The organism is Massilia sp. WG5 (genome assembly GCF_001412595.2).
In the GTDB taxonomy this organism is placed as follows: Bacteria; Pseudomonadota; Gammaproteobacteria; order Burkholderiales; family Burkholderiaceae_D; genus Telluria.
This window is the reverse complement of the sequence record NZ_CP012640.2, coordinates 3415369-3434230: the sequence shown is the minus strand read 5'-3', so window position 1 is coordinate 3434230 and position 18862 is coordinate 3415369. Positions and strand designations below refer to the sequence as shown.

General features: G+C 62.5%; 17 protein-coding genes. 5 read left to right on the top strand and 12 right to left on the bottom strand.

What is annotated here, in order from left to right; translation table 11 throughout:
* Positions 1–641: 641 nt before the first annotated feature.
* Positions 642–980 carry a hypothetical protein gene (locus tag AM586_RS28165; protein WP_156328255.1) on the bottom strand — a complete coding sequence of 113 codons (339 nt, stop codon included), beginning with the start codon at positions 978–980 and terminating at the stop codon, positions 642–644.
* A 205-nt stretch (positions 981–1185) separates the two neighbouring features.
* On the opposite strand from AM586_RS28165, the gene AM586_RS15300 reads away from it, so the two are divergent.
* Positions 1186–1974: a 5'-methylthioadenosine/adenosylhomocysteine nucleosidase gene (locus AM586_RS15300; protein WP_052234362.1), complete on the top strand. Its 789-nt coding sequence runs from the start codon at positions 1186–1188 to the stop codon at positions 1972–1974.
* Here the strand turns inward: AM586_RS15300 and ald are convergent.
* Together ald and putA are read right to left on the bottom strand one after the other, a co-directional pair.
* Positions 1944–3059, bottom strand: coding sequence for an alanine dehydrogenase (ald, locus tag AM586_RS15295; RefSeq protein ID WP_052234363.1), 1116 nt, complete (start codon positions 3057–3059; stop codon positions 1944–1946). The two genes, AM586_RS15300 and ald, sit on opposite strands and share 31 nt — an antisense overlap.
* Before the next feature lie 78 nt (positions 3060–3137).
* The gene (gene putA / locus AM586_RS15290) at positions 3138–6785 is read right to left on the bottom strand and encodes a trifunctional transcriptional regulator/proline dehydrogenase/L-glutamate gamma-semialdehyde dehydrogenase (RefSeq protein WP_052234364.1); all 3648 of its coding nucleotides are present in this window, start codon (positions 6783–6785) and stop codon (positions 3138–3140) included.
* Positions 6786–7002: 217 nt separating this feature from the next.
* Between putA and AM586_RS15285 the strand changes: the two genes are divergently transcribed.
* On the top strand, positions 7003–7458 hold the full coding sequence (locus tag AM586_RS15285; RefSeq protein WP_052234365.1) for an Lrp/AsnC ligand binding domain-containing protein: 456 nt from the start codon (positions 7003–7005) through the stop codon (positions 7456–7458).
* Between the two features lie 105 nt (positions 7459–7563).
* On the opposite strand, the gene AM586_RS15280 is transcribed toward AM586_RS15285, so the two are convergent.
* Positions 7564–8544: a LysR family transcriptional regulator gene (locus tag AM586_RS15280; RefSeq protein WP_052234366.1), complete on the bottom strand. Its 981-nt coding sequence runs from the start codon at positions 8542–8544 to the stop codon at positions 7564–7566.
* Positions 8545–8758: 214 nt separating this feature from the next.
* Here AM586_RS15280 and AM586_RS15275 point away from each other — a divergent pair, with 214 nt between their 5' ends.
* A complete protein-coding gene (locus tag AM586_RS15275; RefSeq protein WP_156328256.1) occupies positions 8759–8977 on the top strand; it encodes a hypothetical protein in 219 nt (72 codons plus the stop codon).
* Positions 8978–9562: 585 nt separating this feature from the next.
* Here AM586_RS15275 and AM586_RS15270 read toward each other — a convergent pair.
* The 7 genes from AM586_RS15270 to AM586_RS28860 all read right to left on the bottom strand — a co-directional run bounded on the left by AM586_RS15270 (position 9563) and on the right by AM586_RS28860 (position 14587).
* Positions 9563–10153 carry a chalcone isomerase family protein gene (locus tag AM586_RS15270; RefSeq protein WP_229411259.1) on the bottom strand — a complete coding sequence of 197 codons (591 nt, stop codon included), beginning with the start codon at positions 10151–10153 and terminating at the stop codon, positions 9563–9565.
* Positions 10154–10175: 22 nt separating this feature from the next.
* Positions 10176–11771 carry a methyl-accepting chemotaxis protein gene (locus tag AM586_RS29185; RefSeq protein WP_060566601.1) on the bottom strand — a complete coding sequence of 532 codons (1596 nt, stop codon included), beginning with the start codon at positions 11769–11771 and terminating at the stop codon, positions 10176–10178.
* A 232-nt stretch (positions 11772–12003) separates the two neighbouring features.
* Complete coding sequence (locus tag AM586_RS15260) at positions 12004–12264, bottom strand: YfhL family 4Fe-4S dicluster ferredoxin (protein WP_060566599.1); 261 nt, start codon at positions 12262–12264, stop codon at positions 12004–12006.
* 18 nt (positions 12265–12282) lie between these two features.
* On the bottom strand, positions 12283–12783 hold the full coding sequence (gene coaD / locus AM586_RS15255) for a pantetheine-phosphate adenylyltransferase (RefSeq protein WP_060566595.1): 501 nt from the start codon (positions 12781–12783) through the stop codon (positions 12283–12285).
* A 121-nt stretch (positions 12784–12904) separates the two neighbouring features.
* Complete coding sequence (gene rsmD / locus AM586_RS15250) at positions 12905–13543, bottom strand: 16S rRNA (guanine(966)-N(2))-methyltransferase RsmD (protein WP_060566593.1); 639 nt, start codon at positions 13541–13543, stop codon at positions 12905–12907.
* A 14-nt stretch (positions 13544–13557) separates the two neighbouring features.
* Positions 13558–14454 carry a DUF6279 family lipoprotein gene (locus AM586_RS15245; protein WP_060566586.1) on the bottom strand — a complete coding sequence of 299 codons (897 nt, stop codon included), beginning with the start codon at positions 14452–14454 and terminating at the stop codon, positions 13558–13560.
* The gene (locus AM586_RS28860) at positions 14441–14587 is read right to left on the bottom strand and encodes a hypothetical protein (protein ID WP_229412965.1); all 147 of its coding nucleotides are present in this window, start codon (positions 14585–14587) and stop codon (positions 14441–14443) included. Before AM586_RS28860 ends, AM586_RS15245 begins: the two co-directional genes overlap by 14 nt.
* Here AM586_RS28860 and glmU point away from each other — a divergent pair.
* Positions 14528–15862 carry a bifunctional UDP-N-acetylglucosamine diphosphorylase/glucosamine-1-phosphate N-acetyltransferase GlmU gene (glmU, locus tag AM586_RS15240; protein WP_229412960.1) on the top strand — a complete coding sequence of 445 codons (1335 nt, stop codon included), beginning with the start codon at positions 14528–14530 and terminating at the stop codon, positions 15860–15862. The two genes, AM586_RS28860 and glmU, sit on opposite strands and share 60 nt — an antisense overlap.
* A gap of 429 nt (positions 15863–16291) precedes the next feature.
* Here glmU and AM586_RS15235 read toward each other — a convergent pair whose 3' ends face one another.
* Positions 16292–16765, bottom strand: coding sequence for an Lrp/AsnC family transcriptional regulator (locus tag AM586_RS15235; protein ID WP_047826139.1), 474 nt, complete (start codon positions 16763–16765; stop codon positions 16292–16294).
* A gap of 149 nt (positions 16766–16914) precedes the next feature.
* On the opposite strand from AM586_RS15235, the gene glmS reads away from it, so the two are divergent.
* Positions 16915–18744, top strand: coding sequence for a glutamine--fructose-6-phosphate transaminase (isomerizing) (gene glmS / locus AM586_RS15230; RefSeq protein ID WP_047826140.1), 1830 nt, complete (start codon positions 16915–16917; stop codon positions 18742–18744).
* The last annotated feature ends 118 nt before the right edge of the window (positions 18745–18862 follow it).

Here is an 18862-nt window from a genome sequence, read left to right as displayed (position 1 = left end):
GACGGATTGTGCGAAACGCCCGGTTTTCGCACAACACGATTTTTTATCCATTTTTTCCACCAAGCACATACAAGGCAAGCCCACTGGCTTATGCGGACCGTAAACGTTTGATCTTGTGGACAAAACCCGGCTTATCCACAGATGAGCACCTCCGTTAACTATTACCACTATTCTGTATACACGCTTTTGGGTGTAAACCTGAGGATCCGTTTTTGAATCGCCGCTTCGACGAAAAAAAATTTTCGGCTTCGGCCAGGCTGACGCCCGGCTGTACTTTCGACTTCGACCGCTGACGCTGGTGAACGATCCGATGCTGCCGAAGCATCTGGCTGCTAAAAAAAAATTTCCCGACTCCGGACCAGCCACGATCCTGGCCGGGTTGACGGCGTCGATGACGCCGGCAAACGCCAGACCGCCCTGCTCTGTGGACAAACCCATGCATATCCACAGGATCGAATGTGCGAAACCGCGGGACTTGGCCACAGCCGATTTTTTGTCCAGTTTCGATCCCCGCCAGACGCAAGCCTTGTCCAGCAGCTTAAAACGCACGTAAACCCTTGAGCTTGTGGAGAAAACTGGTCTTATCCACAGATCTGGCAGCGTTTACTATCACTACCAATTTATATATCTATTCAAGTTAACTAAAACAGAGATGCGAACTTGCGTGGACAAAGCGAAAGCCGCGACTGCTTGAGAAATTCTTGTTTGTCTTCAGGAAGAACGGAATACGAGCCCATCGCAGGGAACAGCGATCCTGGACTGCAGACAGGGAAAGAGACGAAAGCCGACACGGCAAGCACAGGCCAGTCGCTGCACCAAGGCTGCCGACACCCTGGTTTTTGCTGAACCAAATGCAAATTCAGCAAGATCAGCCACAAAATGCGCGCGTTAACCGCCGCGTCTGTGGAAAAACGCCTGCATATCCACAGCAGCAAATGTGCAGAAGCCACTTTTTTGCTGGCCAAAGCCGTTTTGTCCAAGATCGGTTCAAGCTGGATACAATGCTTTTCCAGCGCATCCGACAGTACGTAAACCCTTGACGCTGTAGACAAATCCGGGTTTATCCACAGCAAAATGCCCGTTTACTATCTACTACCAGTTTTTATATACATCTTGTTTTGTTAAAACATTGGGCTGCAAAACCGTGTTAACCCCGGCTGCCAAGCCATCCAGGACAGAAAAAACATGCGATTAGGGATCATCAGTGCCTTGCACGAAGAACAGCAGGGGCTCGTAGAGGCCATGGAGAGGCCCTACAAGCTCATCCACGGTATGCGTGAGTACTGGGGAGGGAAACTCTGGGAAATCGACGCTGTGTGCGTTTTATCGCGTATAGGCAAGGTTGCCGCTGCCATGACAGCCACCACGCTTGTGGAGAAGTTCGGAGTTACGCACATCCTGTTTACAGGTGTGGCCGGTTCCGGCGATGCCGCGGTGCGGGTTGGCGACGTCGTGGTGGCCGACTCCCTGGTCCAGCACGACATGGATGCGAGCCCGCTGTTTCCGCGCTACGAGGTGCCGCTGACGGGCCTCAGCCATTTTGCGAGCGACCGCCAGCTGACGCTGGAACTGGCGCAGGCCGCCGAACGCTTCCTCGAGCTGGAGCTGGACAAGTCCATCGATGCCCGGGAAAGGGCCGTATTCGCGCTGCAGGCGCCGCGCGTGCACCGGGGCCTGGTGGGCAGCGGTGACCAGTTCGTCAGCCACAGGGAGCGTATCCAGGCCCTTGGCGAGGCTTTGCCAGGGCTATTGGCGGTGGAAATGGAAGGCGCCGCGGTGGCGCAGGTGTGTTTCGAGCTCGGCGTTCCGTTCGGCGTGATCCGAACGATTTCCGACAACGCCAATGAAAACGCGGCCACCGACTTCATGCGTTTCGTGAAGTCGGTGGCCGCGCAATATGCTTTTTATATCGTCAGGCAGTTCTGCCGGCAGCTGCGCGCAACTCAGGCCAGCAGGGTATCCGCCGGCACGTAGTCGTAGCCCAGGCCCTTGGCCACGGCCGCGTACGTCACCTTGCCCTGGCAGACGTTCAGGCCGTTTTTCAGATGCGGATCGTCGCGCAGCGCCTGCCGCCAGCCCTTGCTGGCCAGCGCCACGGCGTGGCCGATGGTGGCGTTGTTCAGCGCGAAGGTCGAGGTGCGGGCCACCGCGCCCGGCATGTTCGCCACGCAGTAGTGCACGACGCCGTCGACCACGAAGGTCGGATCGGCGTGCGTCGTCGCATGCGAGGTCTCGAAGCAGCCGCCCTGGTCGATCGCGACGTCGACCACCACCGCCCCCTTCTTCATGCGCGAGACCATGGCGCGCGTCACCAGCTTCGGCGCCGCCGCGCCCGGCACCAGCACGCCGCCGATCACCAGGTCGGCCGACAGTACTGCTTCCTCGATCGCATGGGCGTTCGAGTACAGGGTCGCGATCCGGTTGCCGTACACCAGGTCGAGCTGGCGCAGGCGGTCGACGTTCTTGTCCAGCACGCTGACCCGGGCCCCGGCGCCGACCGCCATCTGCAGCGCATTCGTGCCGACCACGCCGGCGCCGATGATCACCACGTGGCCCGGCGCCACCCCCGGCACGCCGCCCAGCAGCAGCCCCATGCCGCCCTTCGATTTTTCCAGGTGGCTGGCGCCGGCCTGGATCGACATCCGCCCCGCCACCTCGCTCATCGGCGCCAGCAGCGGCAGGCCGCCGCCCGGACCGGTGATGGTTTCGTAGGCGATGCAGACCGCGCCGGATTTCACCAGCGCCGCGGTCTGTTCCGGATCCGGCGCCAGGTGCAGATAGGTGTACAGGATCTGGCCTTCGCGCAGCATCGCGCATTCCTGCGGCTGCGGCTCCTTGACCTTCACGATCATGTCGGCGCGTTCGAAGATCTCCTTTGCGCTGGCCGCGATGCTGGCGCCTGCCGCCGTGTATTGTTCGTCGGATAAGCCGATCTCGGCCCCGGCGCCGGTCTGCACCAGCACCTGGTGCCCGCGCGTCACCAGTTCGTGGACGCTGGGCGGGGTCAGGCCGACCCGGTACTCATGGTTTTTGATTTCCTTGGGAACGCCAACTAGCATGTCTGCCTCCATGTAAACAACGCAAACGACTGCGCATGTGAAAACCGGGGCATGTGCCCCGGTCATTTCTTCTTATGATTACAAGCCCAGCGTCATCAGGCTTGCGTTACCGCCAGCCGCGGTCGTGTTGACGCACACGGCCCGTTCCGCCACCAGCCGCCACAGGGCGACCGGTGCCGAAGGCCGGGTGTCGACGATGCCGACGATGGCGCCGGACCGCGCCGCCAGTCTTGCCTGCAGATTGCCTTTCAAACCGTTTTCGACCAGCGCCATCTGGATCTCGAGCGCGTCCAGTTCGGCGTCGGCGACGAAGCGCACGCGCTCCTTCACTTCCGCCGGCAGGCTGGCCAGCGCCTGGTCGCGCGAATCCGCCAGCAGCAGGGCCCGGTTACCGGTCACCAGCACCGCCGCCAGCTGGTTCAGCACACCTTTCACGTCGCCCGCCGCGCACAGGATGGCGCCGCGCGGCGTGAAGCCGAGCGTGTTGCGTTCGCCGGTCGGGCCCGGCAGCTCGAGGCTGATGCCGTCCAGGGTGGTGGTCGTGTACTGCTCGGCCAGCACCGCGACGTCGCCGTGGCCCTTGGCCTGCATCCAGCCCATCAGGGCGTCCAGTGCGTCGTTGCTGTGGCGCGCGCGCTGCAGCAGCGGCGCGGCCTCCTTTTGCAGGCGCTTCAGGTAGAGCGGACCGCCGGCCTTCGGACCGGTGCCCGACTTGCCCTCGCCGCCGAAGGGCTGCACGCCGACCACGGCGCCGACGATATTCCGGTTCACGTAGATATTGCCGACGTGGGCGCGGGCGACGATGAAGTCGATGGTCTCGTCGATGCGCGAATGAATCCCCAGGGTCAGGCCGTAGCCGGTGCCATTGATGGTGTCGATCACCTTGCCGAGCTCGGCGCGGCGGTAGCGCACGATGTGCAGTACCGGACCGAAGACTTCGCGCTGCAGTTCCGCCATCGAGCCGATCTCGAGCACGGTCGGCGGCACGAAGGTGCCCTGCGCCTCGAGCGCGGCCGGCAGTTCCAGCGCGAAGGTTTGCCGGGCGCTGGCGCGGGTCGCCTCGATGTGGGCCAGCAGGTTCTGCTGGGCTTCACGGTCGATCACCGGGCCGATATCGGTGGCCAGGCGGTCCGGCACGCCGACGCGCAGTTCCTGCATCGCGCCCTTCAGCATCTTGATGGTCTTGTCGGCGATATCTTCCTGCAGGAACAGCACGCGCAGGGCCGAGCAGCGCTGGCCGGCGCTGTCGAAGGCGGACGACAGCACGTCCTGCACCACCTGTTCCGGCAGCGCCGAGGAATCCACGATCAGCGCGTTCTGGCCGCCGGTTTCGGCAATCAAGGGGATGTCGCAGCCTTCGGCGGCCGCACGTTTCGCCAGCGTACGGTTGATCAGCTGGGCGACTTCGGTCGAGCCCGTGAAGATGACGGCGTTGACGCGCGCATCGGCGGTAAGCGCCGCGCCGACGGTTTCGCCGCGGCCCGGCAGCAGTTGCAGCACGCCGGCCGGCACGCCGGCCGCGTGGAACAGTTGCACGGCGCGGTAGGCGATCAGCGGGGTCTGCTCGGCCGGCTTGGCCAGCACCACGTTGCCGGCAGCCAGCGCGGCCGCGACCTGGCCCGTAAAAATTGCCAGTGGGAAGTTCCACGGGCTGATGCAGGCGACCGAGCCCAGCGCTTTCGCATCACCGCTGTAGCGGATTTCTTCCGCGTAGTAGCGCAGGAAATCGACTGCCTCGCGGATCTCGGCGATCGCGTTCGGCAGCGATTTGCCGGCTTCGCGCACCGCCAGGGCCATCAGCTCGGCCATGTGCTGCTCGAACAGGTCGCCGACGGTCGCAATGATGTCGGCGCGGGCGCTGGCGCCCAGCGCTTCCCAGGCCGGGAAGGCGCCATCGGCCGCCTGCAGGGCGGTGTCGACGTCGGCGACCGTCGCTTCGGTCACCTGGCCGACGATGTCCGCCGACTGCGCCGGGTTGATCACATTCACGGCGCCCACGGCTTCCAGCGGACCCTCGACCAGCGGCGCGGCCAGGTAGTGGCGCGGGGCGGCCAGCTCGAGCGCCAGCGCGCGCAGCACGTCTTCGTTGGCCAGGTCCAGGCCGGCGGAATTCTTGCGGCCGGCGCCGTACAGCGCCAGCGGCAGCGGAATGCGCGGGTGTGGCAGGCATTTCGCGGCGCGCGCCTGCGTGAAGGGATCGGCCAGCAGGGTGTCGATCGGCACGCTTTCGTCGACGATCTGGTTCACGAACGAGGAGTTGGCGCCGTTTTCCAGCAGGCGGCGCACCAGGTAGGCCAGCAGGGTCTCGTGCGAACCGACCGGCGCGTAGATGCGGCAGGCTTTGCCGAGCTTGTCGGCGCCCACGACCTGGTCGTACAGCGTCTCGCCCATGCCGTGCAGGCACTGGAATTCGTAGTTGTCCACACCGTCGGCCCTGGCCCAGGTGTAGATCACCGACAGGGTGTGCGCGTTATGGGTCGCGAACTGGGCGTAGATGAGGTCGGTGGCGGCCAGCAGCTTTTTCGCACAGGTCAGATACGACACGTCGGTGTACACCTTGCGCGTGTAGACCGGGTAACCGGGCAGGCCGTCGACCTGGGCGCGCTTGATCTCGGCATCCCAGTAGGCGCCCTTCACCAGGCGCACCATGAACTTGCGGCCGCTGCGGCGTGCGAGGTCGACCACGTAGTCGATCACGAAGGGGCAGCGTTTTTGATAGGCCTGCACCACCAGGCCGATGCCCTCGAAGCCGGCCAGGTCCGGATCGAACGCCAGTGCTTCCAGCATGTCGAGCGAGATTTCCAGGCGGTCGGCTTCCTCGGCGTCGATGTTGATGCCGATGTCGTACTGCTTGGCGAGCAGGACCAGCTTGCGCACGCGCGGCAGCAGCTCGCCCATCACGCGCGCGGACTGCGCGCGGCTGTAGCGCGGGTGCAGGGCCGACAGCTTGATCGAGATGCCCGGCCCTTCCTTGATGCCGCGGCCGTTCGAAGCCTTGCCGATCGCGTGGATCGCGGCTTCATAGGAGGCGTAGTAATGTTCCGCATCCAGCTCGGTCAGGGCGGCTTCGCCCAGCATGTCGTAGGAGTAGCGGTAGCCGCGCGTTTCATTCTCGCGGCTGTTCTTCAGCGCCTCGACGATGGTCTGGCCGGTCACGAACTGGTTGCCGAGCATGCGCATGGCCATGTCGACGCCCTTGCGGATCAAGGGTTCGCCGCCTTTCGCGATGAGGCGGGTCAGCGCCGCGCCCAGCCCCTTCTCGCTGCTGCTCGAGACCAGCTTGCCGGTGATGAGCAGGCCCCAGGTGGCGGCGTTCACGAACAGCGACGGCGATTCGCCCAGGTGCTTCTTCCAGTCGCCGCGGCTGATCTTGTCGGCGATCAGGCGGTCGGCGGTGTCGGCATCCGGAATACGCAGCAGGGCTTCGGCCAGGCACATCAGGGCCACGCCCTCTTCCGACGACAGCGAGAATTCGTGCATCAGCGCGTCCACGCCCGAGGAGCGGGTGCGTTTTTCGCGCACGCTCGACACCAGGCGGTGCGCCAGCGCGGTGGCGTCGGCGGAGGCAACGGCGCCTTGCGCCAGCAGCCATTCGACGGCCGCGGTCTCGTCGCGGCGGTAGGCGGCGGTGATCGCCGCGCGCAGCGTCGTCTGCTCGCGTTTGGTCTCGGCCTGCAAGGCGTCGAAGGGGACGAAGGTGATGGCCGGGGTGGCGGCAATGTTCATGAAAGCTCTGGATAAAGGGATAAGGATGAGACCGGGTCCACATGTGCAAAGCGCCGCACCGTCAGGGACGGCCGGCGCAACGGCAGATGTAGCTACATGAATTCGATTGTAGAGGGAAATCTTCTGGATTAATTCTGTTTTTACAGAAGACTAGCAATAGATAGTTTTTGGTGAGAGAATTTGACCAAATAATATTTATAGTGGAGAGTGAACCAACATGCTGGACAAGATCAGCAAGAAAATCCTTGCCGAGCTGCAGAGCGACGGGCGTATCAGCAACGTCGAACTGGCCGCCCGCGTCAACCTGTCGCCCGCGGCCTGCCTGGAACGGGTGCGCAAGCTGCACGAGTCCGGCTACATCACCGGTTACACGGCCCAGCTGAACCCTGTGCTGCTGGACGTGTCACTGCTGGTCTTCATCGAAGTGGTGCTGGATCGCACCACCCCGGAAGTCTTCGACGCCTTCAAGCAGAGCGTCCAGCTGATCCCCGAGGTTCTGGAATGCCACATGGTGGCCGGCGGCTTCGACTACCTGGTCAAGGCGCGCGTGAAGGACATGGCGGCGTACCGGGAGTTCCTGGGCAAGACCCTGCTGCAGAAAGGCGTGCGGGAGACGCACACCTATGCGGTGATGGAAGAAGTGAAGAACACCACCAAGCTGCCCATCAAATAAGCAGATGGCTCGTCGTTCCCGCGCAGGCGGGAACCCAAGTTCTGCGTAAGCTATCGAAACGCGTACACACTTGGGTCCCCGCCTGCGCGGGGACGACGTACAAAATCAAGCAATCTTTTCCATCTTTTCCGTCATCTCGGACTTGTGCGGCAGCGTCTTCTGCGCCGTCACCGACAGTTGTTCGAGATTCGTGCGCAGCCAGCGGTGCGCCGGGCTGCGGCCGTCGCGCTCGTGCCACAGCATGTCCAGGTGCACGGCCGGCAGCTGGAACGGCAGTTCGCGCCAGACCAGGGAATCGGCGGCGCCGGTCGAGGCGATCAGGTGGCGCGGCAGGACCGTCACCAGGTCCGAGTTCGCGACCACGCGGCCGGCGGTGAAGAACTGGTTCACGGTCAGCAGGGTGCGGCGCTCGCGGCCGATCTGGGCCAGAGCTTCGTCGACCAGGCCGTGGGCGCGGCCCGAGAAACTCACCAGCAGGTGGTTGGCCTTGCAATAGCTGTCCAGGTCCAGCTTGCCCTGGGCCAGCGGATGGTTCTTGCGCATCACCGCCACATACTCACCCGAATACAGGCGTTCGTGGCGGATCGGCGAGCCGGTTTCGTACGACAGCTGGGCCGCCACGCCAGGGAAAAAGCCGACCGCCAGGTCGATGTCGCCGCGCAGCAGCATCGGCCGCGGCTCGCGCGTGGTCAGCGGCACCATGCGGATATTCACCCCCGGCGCTTCCTTTTCGATCGAGCGCACCAGCGAGGGCAGCCACAGTGCGGCTGTTGCGTCGGCCATCGCCAGGCGGAATGTCGCCTGGGCCTTGGACACGTCGAAGGTTTCCGGCATCACGGCCGCTTCCAGCGCGGCCAGCGCCTGGCGCACCGAGGGCCACAGTGCTTCGGCGCGCGGGGTCGGCTTGACGCCGTAGGCGGTACGGATCAGCAGCTCGTCGCCCAGGCTTTCGCGCAGGCGCTTGATGGCGTTCGACACCGCCGGCTGGGTCATCGCCAGGTGGCCGGCGGCGCGGGTCAGGTTTTGCTCGGTCATGACGGCGTCGAAGACGCGGAGCAGGTTCAGGTCAAGCGTGAGGAAGCTCATGGGATCCGTTCTGGGGCTGTGTTTCTTGGTTGTGCCAAGTGTACCCGATTTCCATTCACGATCAATATAAGACGTATCAGGAAACGTGATTAGATTTATATGTTGCGTCGCACTATATTACATGGAACCTTAACATCAAACGCACACTCGCGTCTTTCGCGCCATGTCTTTCACTGCCACCCTGTTCCAAGCACCGATGACGGCAGTGCCGTTCATGCAGCTATTCACCAGCATGGTCCAGCTGACCCTGCTGGGCGCGCTGCTGATGTTCTTCCGCCCTCTCCTGATCGGCATCGCCCGTGCACTGGTGCTGGTGGTGCGCCCGCGTCCGACCAAGGACGAGCTGGCCGCGCGCCGTAAGCTGCGCCTGGCGCAACAGGCTGGCGCAGCCGCCGTTGCCGCCCCTGCCGAGGTGCGCGCCCTGCGTTCCTGATCCAGATTACCGTCCTTCTTCCTGAACGGCGCCCGGGTAACCGGCGCCGTTTTTTTTCGTCCTTTTCACTCGTGTTTCCCACCCGCGTCGAGCGGGAATCAAGAATCGCCGTCGACTTCCGGTCGATCCGGTTTTCTGGGGATTTTTCAGGCAATCGATTTAACATTTAGTCGCTATCTTATGCGTTATGCATGAATTCGAATATGGTATCCGATGCGAGATGAATGGTTATTGATGAGTTTTAGCGCCACTTTATCAGGTATATTGCCTGAAACAGCCAATGAGCCCCGATTGCGCCGATGCCCTTGCATGAGTGCTGCGAAAGTGAATGAAAGACGAAGATATCGGCATCTTATGGATACGTTGGCGCTACAAAGAAGGAAGTTCAACTAAAGTCACTGGATATGATTGAGTTATCGTTACTTCGATCATATCGAATGCATGCGCCGCCTGCGCCTTCGCAAGGCTGCCTGGGGTCCGACCCTATCCAAAAAAATGGCGGTCACGCAGTCAAAAAATACGGACGAAAAAAAACGCGGCGCCGGTTGCCCGGGGCCGCGTCAAGCCAGGATAGGGATGGTGGATTTACTTGGCTTCGCCGAGCAGGGCCGGCTTGAGCGAGCGGTCGACAGGATGGTCGCCCAGCCAGATGCGCAGCAGGGCGTTATAGAAGGTAATGTCGGGGACGTTTTCGATCAGCTTCCTGCCATTCAGCTCGATCTGGGTACCGGTGCTGGGAATCCAGTCGATATGCAGCACGTCACCCTTCTTGAGGCCGTCGACGTTGGCAAACATCTCGCCGAACTTGCCGATCTGGGCCACGATCCTCTGCTTCTCGGCCTTGTCGACGTTCTCGTTCAGGCCATCCATGAAGGCCTTGCCGAAGTCTTCGGACGAGATGTCGCGCGCCATCTGCAGGGTCATGCGGCGCGGGCCGTCCTGCTTGAGGATCTCGGCCACGGCGCTCTTCTTCTCCGGCAGGTAGAGGCCGGCGGCATAGACCTTGATGATGAGCTTGGTGCGCATGCCGGCGCCGTTCAGTTTCAGGTCCTTGCCGGCGACCTTGGTCGTGTCTTCGAACTTGTAGCCGTTGACGTCGACCGAGGCCCAGGCCGGCAGGCTGACGGCCGCAGCCAGCAGGGCGCCGGCCAGGGTACGGTGGATGGTGAAAGTCATATGCATCTCCTCAGGAATAAAATTAGTGCAGCGCGAGCCGGGCTTCGTGCTGCAGGGATGGTTCTTGTGTCACGGCCTGGTCGAGTTTGAAGACGCTGACCGCGCGCGCCAGTTGCGCCGCCTGCTCCTGCATCGCCGCCGCGGCCGCTGCCGCCTCTTCGACCAGCGCCGCATTCTGCTGCGTGGTCTGGTCCATCTCGACGATGTTCTGGCTGACCTCGGCGATGCCGGCGCTCTGCGCCACGCTGGCGGCCGCGATGTCGCCCATGATGTCGGCCACGCGGCGCACGCTCTCGACCACCTCGGCCATCGTCACGCCGGCCTGCTCGACCAGGTGGCTACCTTCATGCACTTTATCCACAGAATCGCTGATCAGCAACTTGATCTCTTTCGCCGCCGCCGCCGAGCGCTGCGCCAGGTTGCGTACTTCCGAGGCCACCACCGCGAAGCCGCGGCCCTGCTCGCCCGCGCGCGCGGCTTCCACCGCGGCGTTCAGGGCCAGGATATTGGTCTGGAAGGCGATGCCGTCGATCACGCCGATGATGTCGACGATCTTCTTCGACGAGTCCGTGATCGATCCCATGGTGGCGATCACGTGCGACACGACGGAACCGCCGCGCGCCGCCACGTCGGAAGCCTGGGCGGCCAGCGCATTCGCCTGGCGCGCGTTATCGGCGTTCTGCTGCACGGTGTCGGTCAGCGCGCGCATCGAGCTCGAGGTCTTGGCCAGGGACGAGGCCTGGGCGTCGGTGCGCGCCGAGAGGTCGAGGTTGCCGCTGGCAATCTCGCCGGACACGCCCGACATCGATTCGGTGCTGCTGCGCACTTCGCCGACGATGCGGACCAGGCTGGCGTTCATGTGGCGCAGCGCTGCCATCATCTGGCCCGCTTCGTCGCGACTGTCGACCGCGATCTCGCTGCTCAGGTCGCCATCGGCGACGCGCCGGGCGATCTCGACCACCTGGGCCAACGGCCGGGTGATGCTGCGGGTGGACAGGATGGCCACGCCCACCGACAGCAGGCAGGCGGCGCCGGCCAGCAGCAGGATCAGCAGCTCGGTGCGATGCGTCACGGCGGCGGCTTCCTGGCCGGCGCGGGTCATGGCCGCGTTCTGGTAGGCGACGAACAGGTCGAGCTGCTCGAAGTAGCGCGCCTGCTGGGGCCGCAGCGAGAACATGAATTTCACCATCGCCTCGTCCTTCTTGTCCTCGTTGACCAGGCCGATGAACTTGCTCTGGGCCGGCAGGAACTTGGCCTGGATGACGCCGATCGCCTTCAGGATCGCGGCGCCTTCGGCATCGCTGGCATGTCTGGCAAGGTCGGCCACCGCGGCGCTGGCCTTGGCGCTGCGCGCTTCCGTATTCGCCAGCTCCTTCCGGATCTGGTCCGGATCGCTCATGATCAGGACGTTCAGCATGCTGCGCGTGGCTTCGCTGACGTCTTCCTTGACGCGATTGGCGGCCACCGTGTTTGCGTAACGCACATTGAGCAGCGTTTCCATCTCCCTGTTCAGGCTTTCCATGCGCAGCCAGGAAATCCCCGCCAGCAGCACCAGCAAAGCGATGACGATGCCGAAGCCCACGGCCGGGCGCTGGCCGATACTCGTGTTACGAATCATCTTGACTCCAGGTCCCGAAAATAGTATGGACGTGCTATTTTTTTGCTAATAAATATAGCATCAACTTATTTGCTGTAACTACACATTCGAGACTATTTCGATGCTGCAGATGCACAAGCAACAGGCAGCGGCGGGCATGGCGGAGACGAGCGACGGCAGCGGCGCAGTGTCGCACCGGTGCCGATCGGGGTAGGAATAGAAGGAAGGGGGGCCTAGGCGCCCTGCCGGACGATCAGGCAGCCGCCTTGGCGGCGGTCAGCTTTTCGTATTTGGCCTGGAGTTCTTCGCGGCTTTCGCGCCACTCCGGATTGAAGGGAATGCAGGCGACCGGGCACAGCGCCACGCACTGCGGTTCGTCGAAGTGGCCGACGCATTCGGTGCATTTGTGCGGGTCGATCTGGTAGTACTCCGCGCCCATCGAGATCGCGTCGTTCGGGCACTCGGGCTCGCACACGTCGCAATTGATGCAGTCGTCGGTAATCAGCAAAGCCATTTTTACAACCTGTAGAAATCAGGCCTTCGGTGCGGCGGTGATGGCGGCGATTTTCTTCTGCAGCCAGCGGTCGACCGAAGGGAACACGAATTTGGAGACATCGCCGCCCAGCATCGCGATCTCGCGCACGATGGTGCCGGAAATGAACTGGTACTGGTCGGACGGGGTCAGGAACAGGGTTTCGACGTCGGGCAGCAGGTAGCGGTTCATGCCGGCCATCTGGAACTCGTACTCGAAGTCGGACACGGCGCGCAGGCCGCGCACGATCACGCGCGCATCATGCTGGCGCACGAAATCCTTGAGCAGGCCGGAAAAGCTCTCGACCTTCACGTTCGGATAGTGACCGAGCACTTCGTTGGCGATTTCCAGGCGTTCGGCGAGCGAAAAGAACGGTTTCTTGTTCTTGCTGTCGGCGACACCGACGACCAGGGTATCGAACAGACCCGATGCGCGACGCACCAAATCCTCGTGGCCGCGGGTCAGCGGATCGAACGTACCTGGATAAACGGCTACAACCATTGCGGCTCCCTGGAGAAATGCACCTGAATAAGCGCGCATTATGCCTGAAAATTCGGCAGTTGCCCCACCGTAGGGCGAGAATTGCTCAATATTTGAGCAGATCCGCCGAAAAAGCGGTGTTTCAGTGCAACTTCAACAGGTGGAAGTGGACCATCCCGGCCTTGTCGGCGCGCACCAGCTCCCAAGCCGACAGCCATGCCGGCGTGCCGCCCTCCTCGCCTTCGGCGAACGGCAGGGCGGCGCTGGATTCGGCGTATACCAGGCCGCCCTCCTTCAGCAGGCTGGCGCACAGGGGCAGGACCTGGCTCAGGAAATCCTGTTGATAAGGCGGGTCCAGGAAGATCAGGTCGAAACGCTGGCCGCGCTGGATCAGGTCGCGCGCCACGGCGAGGGCGTCGGCGCGCAGGATTTTTACATTGTCCGCCTTCAGTTTGTCCTTGATCGTTTCCAGCTGGCGCACCACGGGACCGAGCGTATCGACCATGGTGATGGAGCGGACGCCGCGGCTGGCCGCTTCGAAGCCGAGGGCGCCGCTGCCGGCGAACAGGTCGAGGCAGTCGAGGCTGTCCCAGCCGCCATCGACCTGGTGCCGGATCCAGTTGAACACGGTTTCGCGTACGCGGTCCGGGGTCGGACGTAGGCCGAAGGCGTCGAGCACGGGCAGCGGCGTGCGTTTCCAGGCGCCGCCGATGATGCGGACCTGTTGCGGCGGGCCGGGACGGCGGGGGAATGCGGGTTTGTGTGAAGACTTCTTTTGCATGGGGGCGGACTATATCACTTGCCCTGCGCCAGTGCGTTGAAATCGTTGATCCAGCCCTGCATCCGCTTCTGCGCGTGCGCCTTCTGCTCCGCCGTGGTCAGTTTGACCGCCGTCATGATGAACTTTGCCGTGTTATCCACATAGGCATCGAAGAAGGGTTTTCTGTCCGGCGCTTCCATGCGGTCGAACATGTCGCGCAGCAGGTCATGGATGGCCGACATGGTCTGTTCCTTGTTCAGCTTCTGATCATGTACGCGACGCAGCAAGGCCACGATCTTCTTATGGCGTAATTGACGTTCCTGCAGCCAGACATCGCTGTCCAGCGGACGCGCATCCGAGGCGGCGCGCAACTGCGCTTCCTGCTCGCGGTTGAAACTGCCGAACCACAGGTTGAGCTGGTCCATCGACTTCTTGAAGCGCGCCTTTTTCTGGTCGTCGACGCTGCCGCTCATGAACTCCTTGCGGAACTTGTCGTTGTTCCTGGCGAATTTCTGTTCCATCTGCCCGATCTGGTCGGGCTTGATCGACATCGCCAGGTCCGCCAGCTCGGGCAGCGCCTTGAAGGCCAGCAGCTCGGTACGCGCCTTGATGTCGCGGTAGTCGGACAGCAGCTCGTCCTTGGTGACGGTGCCGTCGCCGAGCTGGCGCTGCATCTTGCTCAGCAGGCCGGCGTAGTCGCGTAACTGGGTGGAGCGATGCCACTGGAACAGGTTGTCGATATCTTTCTTGACCCAGTCGGATTGATCGCTATCCAGATCCAGGTAAGCATTCAACCACCAGTACAAGAGCGTATCGCCGTGGTTATAGGTGAAGCGGATCGTGCTGCATCCTGCCGCAAGGACCATCAGCGCGACCAGAAACAGCAATCGTGCGCGCTGGAACAAGGATTGTTGCGTGTTAAACTTTTTCATATTTTTCAACTACATTTTCTATTGAGAACGGCATATGAACGTAGTCATCCTCGCCGCCGGCATGGGAAAACGCATGCAATCCGCCCTGCCGAAAGTCTTGCATCCACTGGCTGGCAAGCCACTGTTGCAGCATGTCATCAACACGGCCCGCAGCCTGAACCCATCCAAATTATGCGTAATTTATGGACACGGCGGCGCAGCGGTGCCGAGTGCGGTTCATGAATGGGGACTGGATACGGGCATCGTGGTCGACACTGCCTTGCAGCAGCCCCAGCTGGGAACCGGCCATGCCGTGATGCAGGCCCTGCCGCAGATCGATGAAAACGCGCCGACCCTGGTGCTGTACGGCGACGTGCCGCTGACCACCGCCGCCAGCCTGCAGCGCCTGGTCGAAGCGGCCGGCCAGGACAAGCTGGCCATTCTTACCGTGGTGCAGGACAATCCCTTCGGCCTGGGCCGCATCATCCGCGAGAACGGAGAAATCGTGCGCATCGTCGAAGAGAAGGATGCCAGCGCGGAAGAGCGCGCGATCAAGGAAATCAACAGCGGCATCATGGTGATCCCGACCAAGCACCTGAACGGCTGGCTGGGCGCGCTGAAGAACAACAATGCGCAGGGCGAGTATTACCTGACCGACATCGTGGCCCAGGCCGTTGCCAACGGCGTGCCGGTGGTGTCGGCGCATCCATCGGCCGAATGGGAAGTCGCCGGCGTGAACAGCAAGGTACAGCTGGCCGAACTCGAGCGCCGCCACCAGCTGAACATCGCGAATGCGCTGCTCGAAAAGGGCGTGCACCTGCTGGATCCGGCCCGCATCGACGTGCGTGGCGAGCTGGTCTGCGGACGCGACGTCTCGATCGACGTCGGCTGCGTGTTCGAAGGCCGCGTCGAGCTGGCCGACGGCGTGACGATCGGCGCCAATTGCGTGCTGGTGAATACCAAGGTAGGCGCGGGCGTGCAGATCAAGCCCTTCTGCCACCTGGAAGATGCGGTGGTCGGCGACAAATCGCAGATCGGTCCCTATGCGCGCCTGCGCCCGGGCACGGAACTCGCCGAAGATGTCCACATCGGTAACTTCGTCGAAGTCAAGAACAGCAAGATCGCGGCCCACAGCAAGGCGAATCACCTGGCCTATGTCGGCGATGCCGATGTCGGCTCGCGCGTCAACATCGGCGCCGGCACCATCACCTGCAACTACGACGGCGCCAACAAGTTCCGCACCGTGATCGAGGACGACGCCTTCATTGGCAGCGATTCCCAGCTGGTGGCCCCGGTGCGGGTCGGCAAGGGCGCGACCCTGGGCGCCGGCACCACGCTGACCAAGGATGCGCCGGCCGGCATGCTGACGATCTCGCGTCCGAAGCAGCTGACGATCGAAAACTGGAAACGTCCGGTCAAGAAGAAGTAATTCACCGGAATCGCACAGGATAAACACAAGCTGATCCACCGGCTGTGCACAGGGGTATGAACCGCTCATCCACACACATACCCACAAAGTCATCCACAGGCCCGCACGGCAATCCGGCGGGCCTGTTGTCTTGATTGGTGCTTGTTTTAGCGCGGGTTTCTCCAGTGAGGCGCAAATTGCGTGGGCCTGCGCCGCATGCCGGGCGCATGAGTTATCCACAGCGCATGAAATGCTTGCGGAAGGCTCCAGGGTGGCCGTTTTTGCGGTTTTGCGGGTCGATTGCTCATGAATTCAGCAATGTCACAATCTGTCCACAGCGGCCTGTGGATGGATTGTGGATTACCTGTTCGGTGGCAAAGTTTACAGGTAAACAGTTTATCCACATTATTCACAGCCCCCTGTGGATAGCCTGTGTGTGACGGTCTTTTCTCAGACCACGATGCGGGTTTCGAACTTGCTGCGGAAAGTCGAAAAATAGGCTTTCACATTGCGCACATTGCTGTGCGTGGTGAACAGGCGATGTGCCAGCGCGTGGTAGGCCGGCATGTCGGCCACCTGCACGACCAGCACGAAGTCGGGACCGGGCGCGACCCGGTAGCACTGCAGCACGGCGGCCTCGCCGGCGACGGCGTCTTCGAATTCCTGCATGCGGTCGGCGGCCTGCACGTCCAGCGAGATCTCGACGATGGCCGTCAGGCGCGCGCCGACCTTGTCCGGCGAAACGATCGCAACTTGCCGTTCGATAACACCACTCTCGGTCAGCTGTTTGACGCGCCGCAGGCAAGTTGGCTGGGACACATGTACCAATTCCGCCAACTCGGCATTGGTGTGAGAAGCGTCAACCTGCAGGGTGTTCAGGATGCGACGATCAAGATCGTCCAAGTTTTGTGGGTCTTTCGACATTTTTATAAAGTTTTCTTAAGAATTTGAAAGAATATTTCGTTTTTATACATGTATGAAATAATCTATCAAAAACATGTGAAACTCGATAGCTTATTTCACTGTGTCTACTCTACATTAGTGACAACTGTTAATTTTTATTGGAGCTCATCATGTGTGGCATCGTCGGAGCAGTAGCCCAGCGCAACATTACCCCTATCCTGATCGAAGGTCTGAAGCGCCTTGAATACCGTGGCTACGATTCCTGTGGCGTTGCCCTGCACGTCGACGGCCGCCTGTCGCGTTCGCGCAGCACCTCGCGCGTGGCCGACCTCGAGTCCCAGATCAAGGAAACCGACCTGCAAGGTTTCACCGGCATCGCCCACACCCGCTGGGCCACCCACGGCGCCCCGGCCACCCAGAATGCGCACCCGCACTTCTCGCCGACCGAGGAAAATGCCCGCATCGCCCTGGTCCACAACGGCATCATCGAGAACCACGACGAGCTGCGCCGCGAACTGACCGATCTCGGCTACAAGTTCACGAGCCAGACCGATACCGAGGTCATCGCCCACCTGGTCGACCACATGTACAACGGCGATTTGTTCGAGACCGTGCAGCAAGCCGTCAAACGCCTGCACGGCGCCTACGCGATCGCCGTATTCTGCCGCGAAGAGCCGCACCGCGTGGTGGCTGCGCGCCAGGGCTCGCCGCTGATCGTCGGCCTCGGCAAAGGTGAAAACTTCGTCGCCTCGGACGCGATGGCGCTGGCCGGCACCACCGACCAGATCATCTACCTGGAAGAGGGAGACGTGGTCGACCTGCAGCTGGCCCGCTACTGGATCGTCGACGTCGACGGCCGCCCGGCCGAGCGTGAAGTCAAGACCGTGCACGCGCACACCGGCGCCGCGGAGCTCGGCCCCTACCGCCACTACATGCAGAAGGAAATCTTCGAGCAGCCGCGCGTGGTTGGCGACACCCTCGACGGCGTCACCGGCATCATGCCGGAACTGTTCGGCGACCAGGCCTTCCGCGTGTTCAAGGAAATCGACCGCGTACTGATCCTGGCCTGCGGCACCAGCTACTATGCCGGTCTCACCGCCAAGTACTGGATCGAATCGGTGGCCAAGATCCCGGTGAACGTCGAGATCGCCAGCGAATACCGTTATCGCGACAGCGTCCCGCATCCGCAAACCCTGGTCGTCACCATTTCGCAGTCCGGCGAAACCGCCGACACCCTGGCCGCGCTGAAGCACGCCCGCAGCCTGGGCATGCCGCATACGCTGACCATCTGCAACGTCGCCACCAGCGCCATGGTGCGCGAGTGCAAGCTGTCCTACATCACCCGTGCCGGCGTCGAAGTCGGCGTGGCCTCGACCAAGGCCTTCACCACCCAGCTCGCTGCGCTGTTCCTGCTGACCCTGACGCTGGCGCAGGTGAACGGCCGCCTGAGCGACGAAGAAGAAGCGACTTACCTGAAGCAGATGCGCCACCTGCCGGTCGCGCTGAGCGCGGTGCTGGCGCTCGAGCCGCAGATCATCGCCTGGGCCGAGGAATTCGCGCGAAAAGAAAACGCCCTGTTCCTGGGCCGCGGCATCCACTACCCGATCGCCCTGGAAGGCGCGCTGAAACTGAAGGAAATCTCGTACATCCACGCCGAAGCCTACCCGGCAGGCGAGCTGAAGCACGGCCCGCTGGCGCTGGTGACCGAAGAGATGCCGGTGGTGACGATCGCCCCGAACGACGCCCTGCTGGAAAAGCTGAAGTCGAACATGCAGGAAGTGCGCGCCCGCGGCGGCGAGCTGTACTGCTTCGCCGACGTCGACAGCCAGATCACCTCGAGCGACGGCGTGCACGTGATCCGCCTGCCGGAGCACTACGGCCTGCTGTCGCCGATCCTGCACGTGGCCGCGCTGCAACTGCTGGCCTACCACACGGCGCTGGCGCGCGGCACCGACGTCGACAAGCCGCGCAACCTGGCGAAGTCGGTGACGGTGGAGTAAGCGGAGCGGGGGCGGCCGGTCCTCCCCCATTACGCATCCTCGCCGTCCGCATCATCGAAGGGAAAGCTGCACCGCTTTCCCTTTTTTTTGGCGCAAGCATCCGCATGCTGGCTGAAGG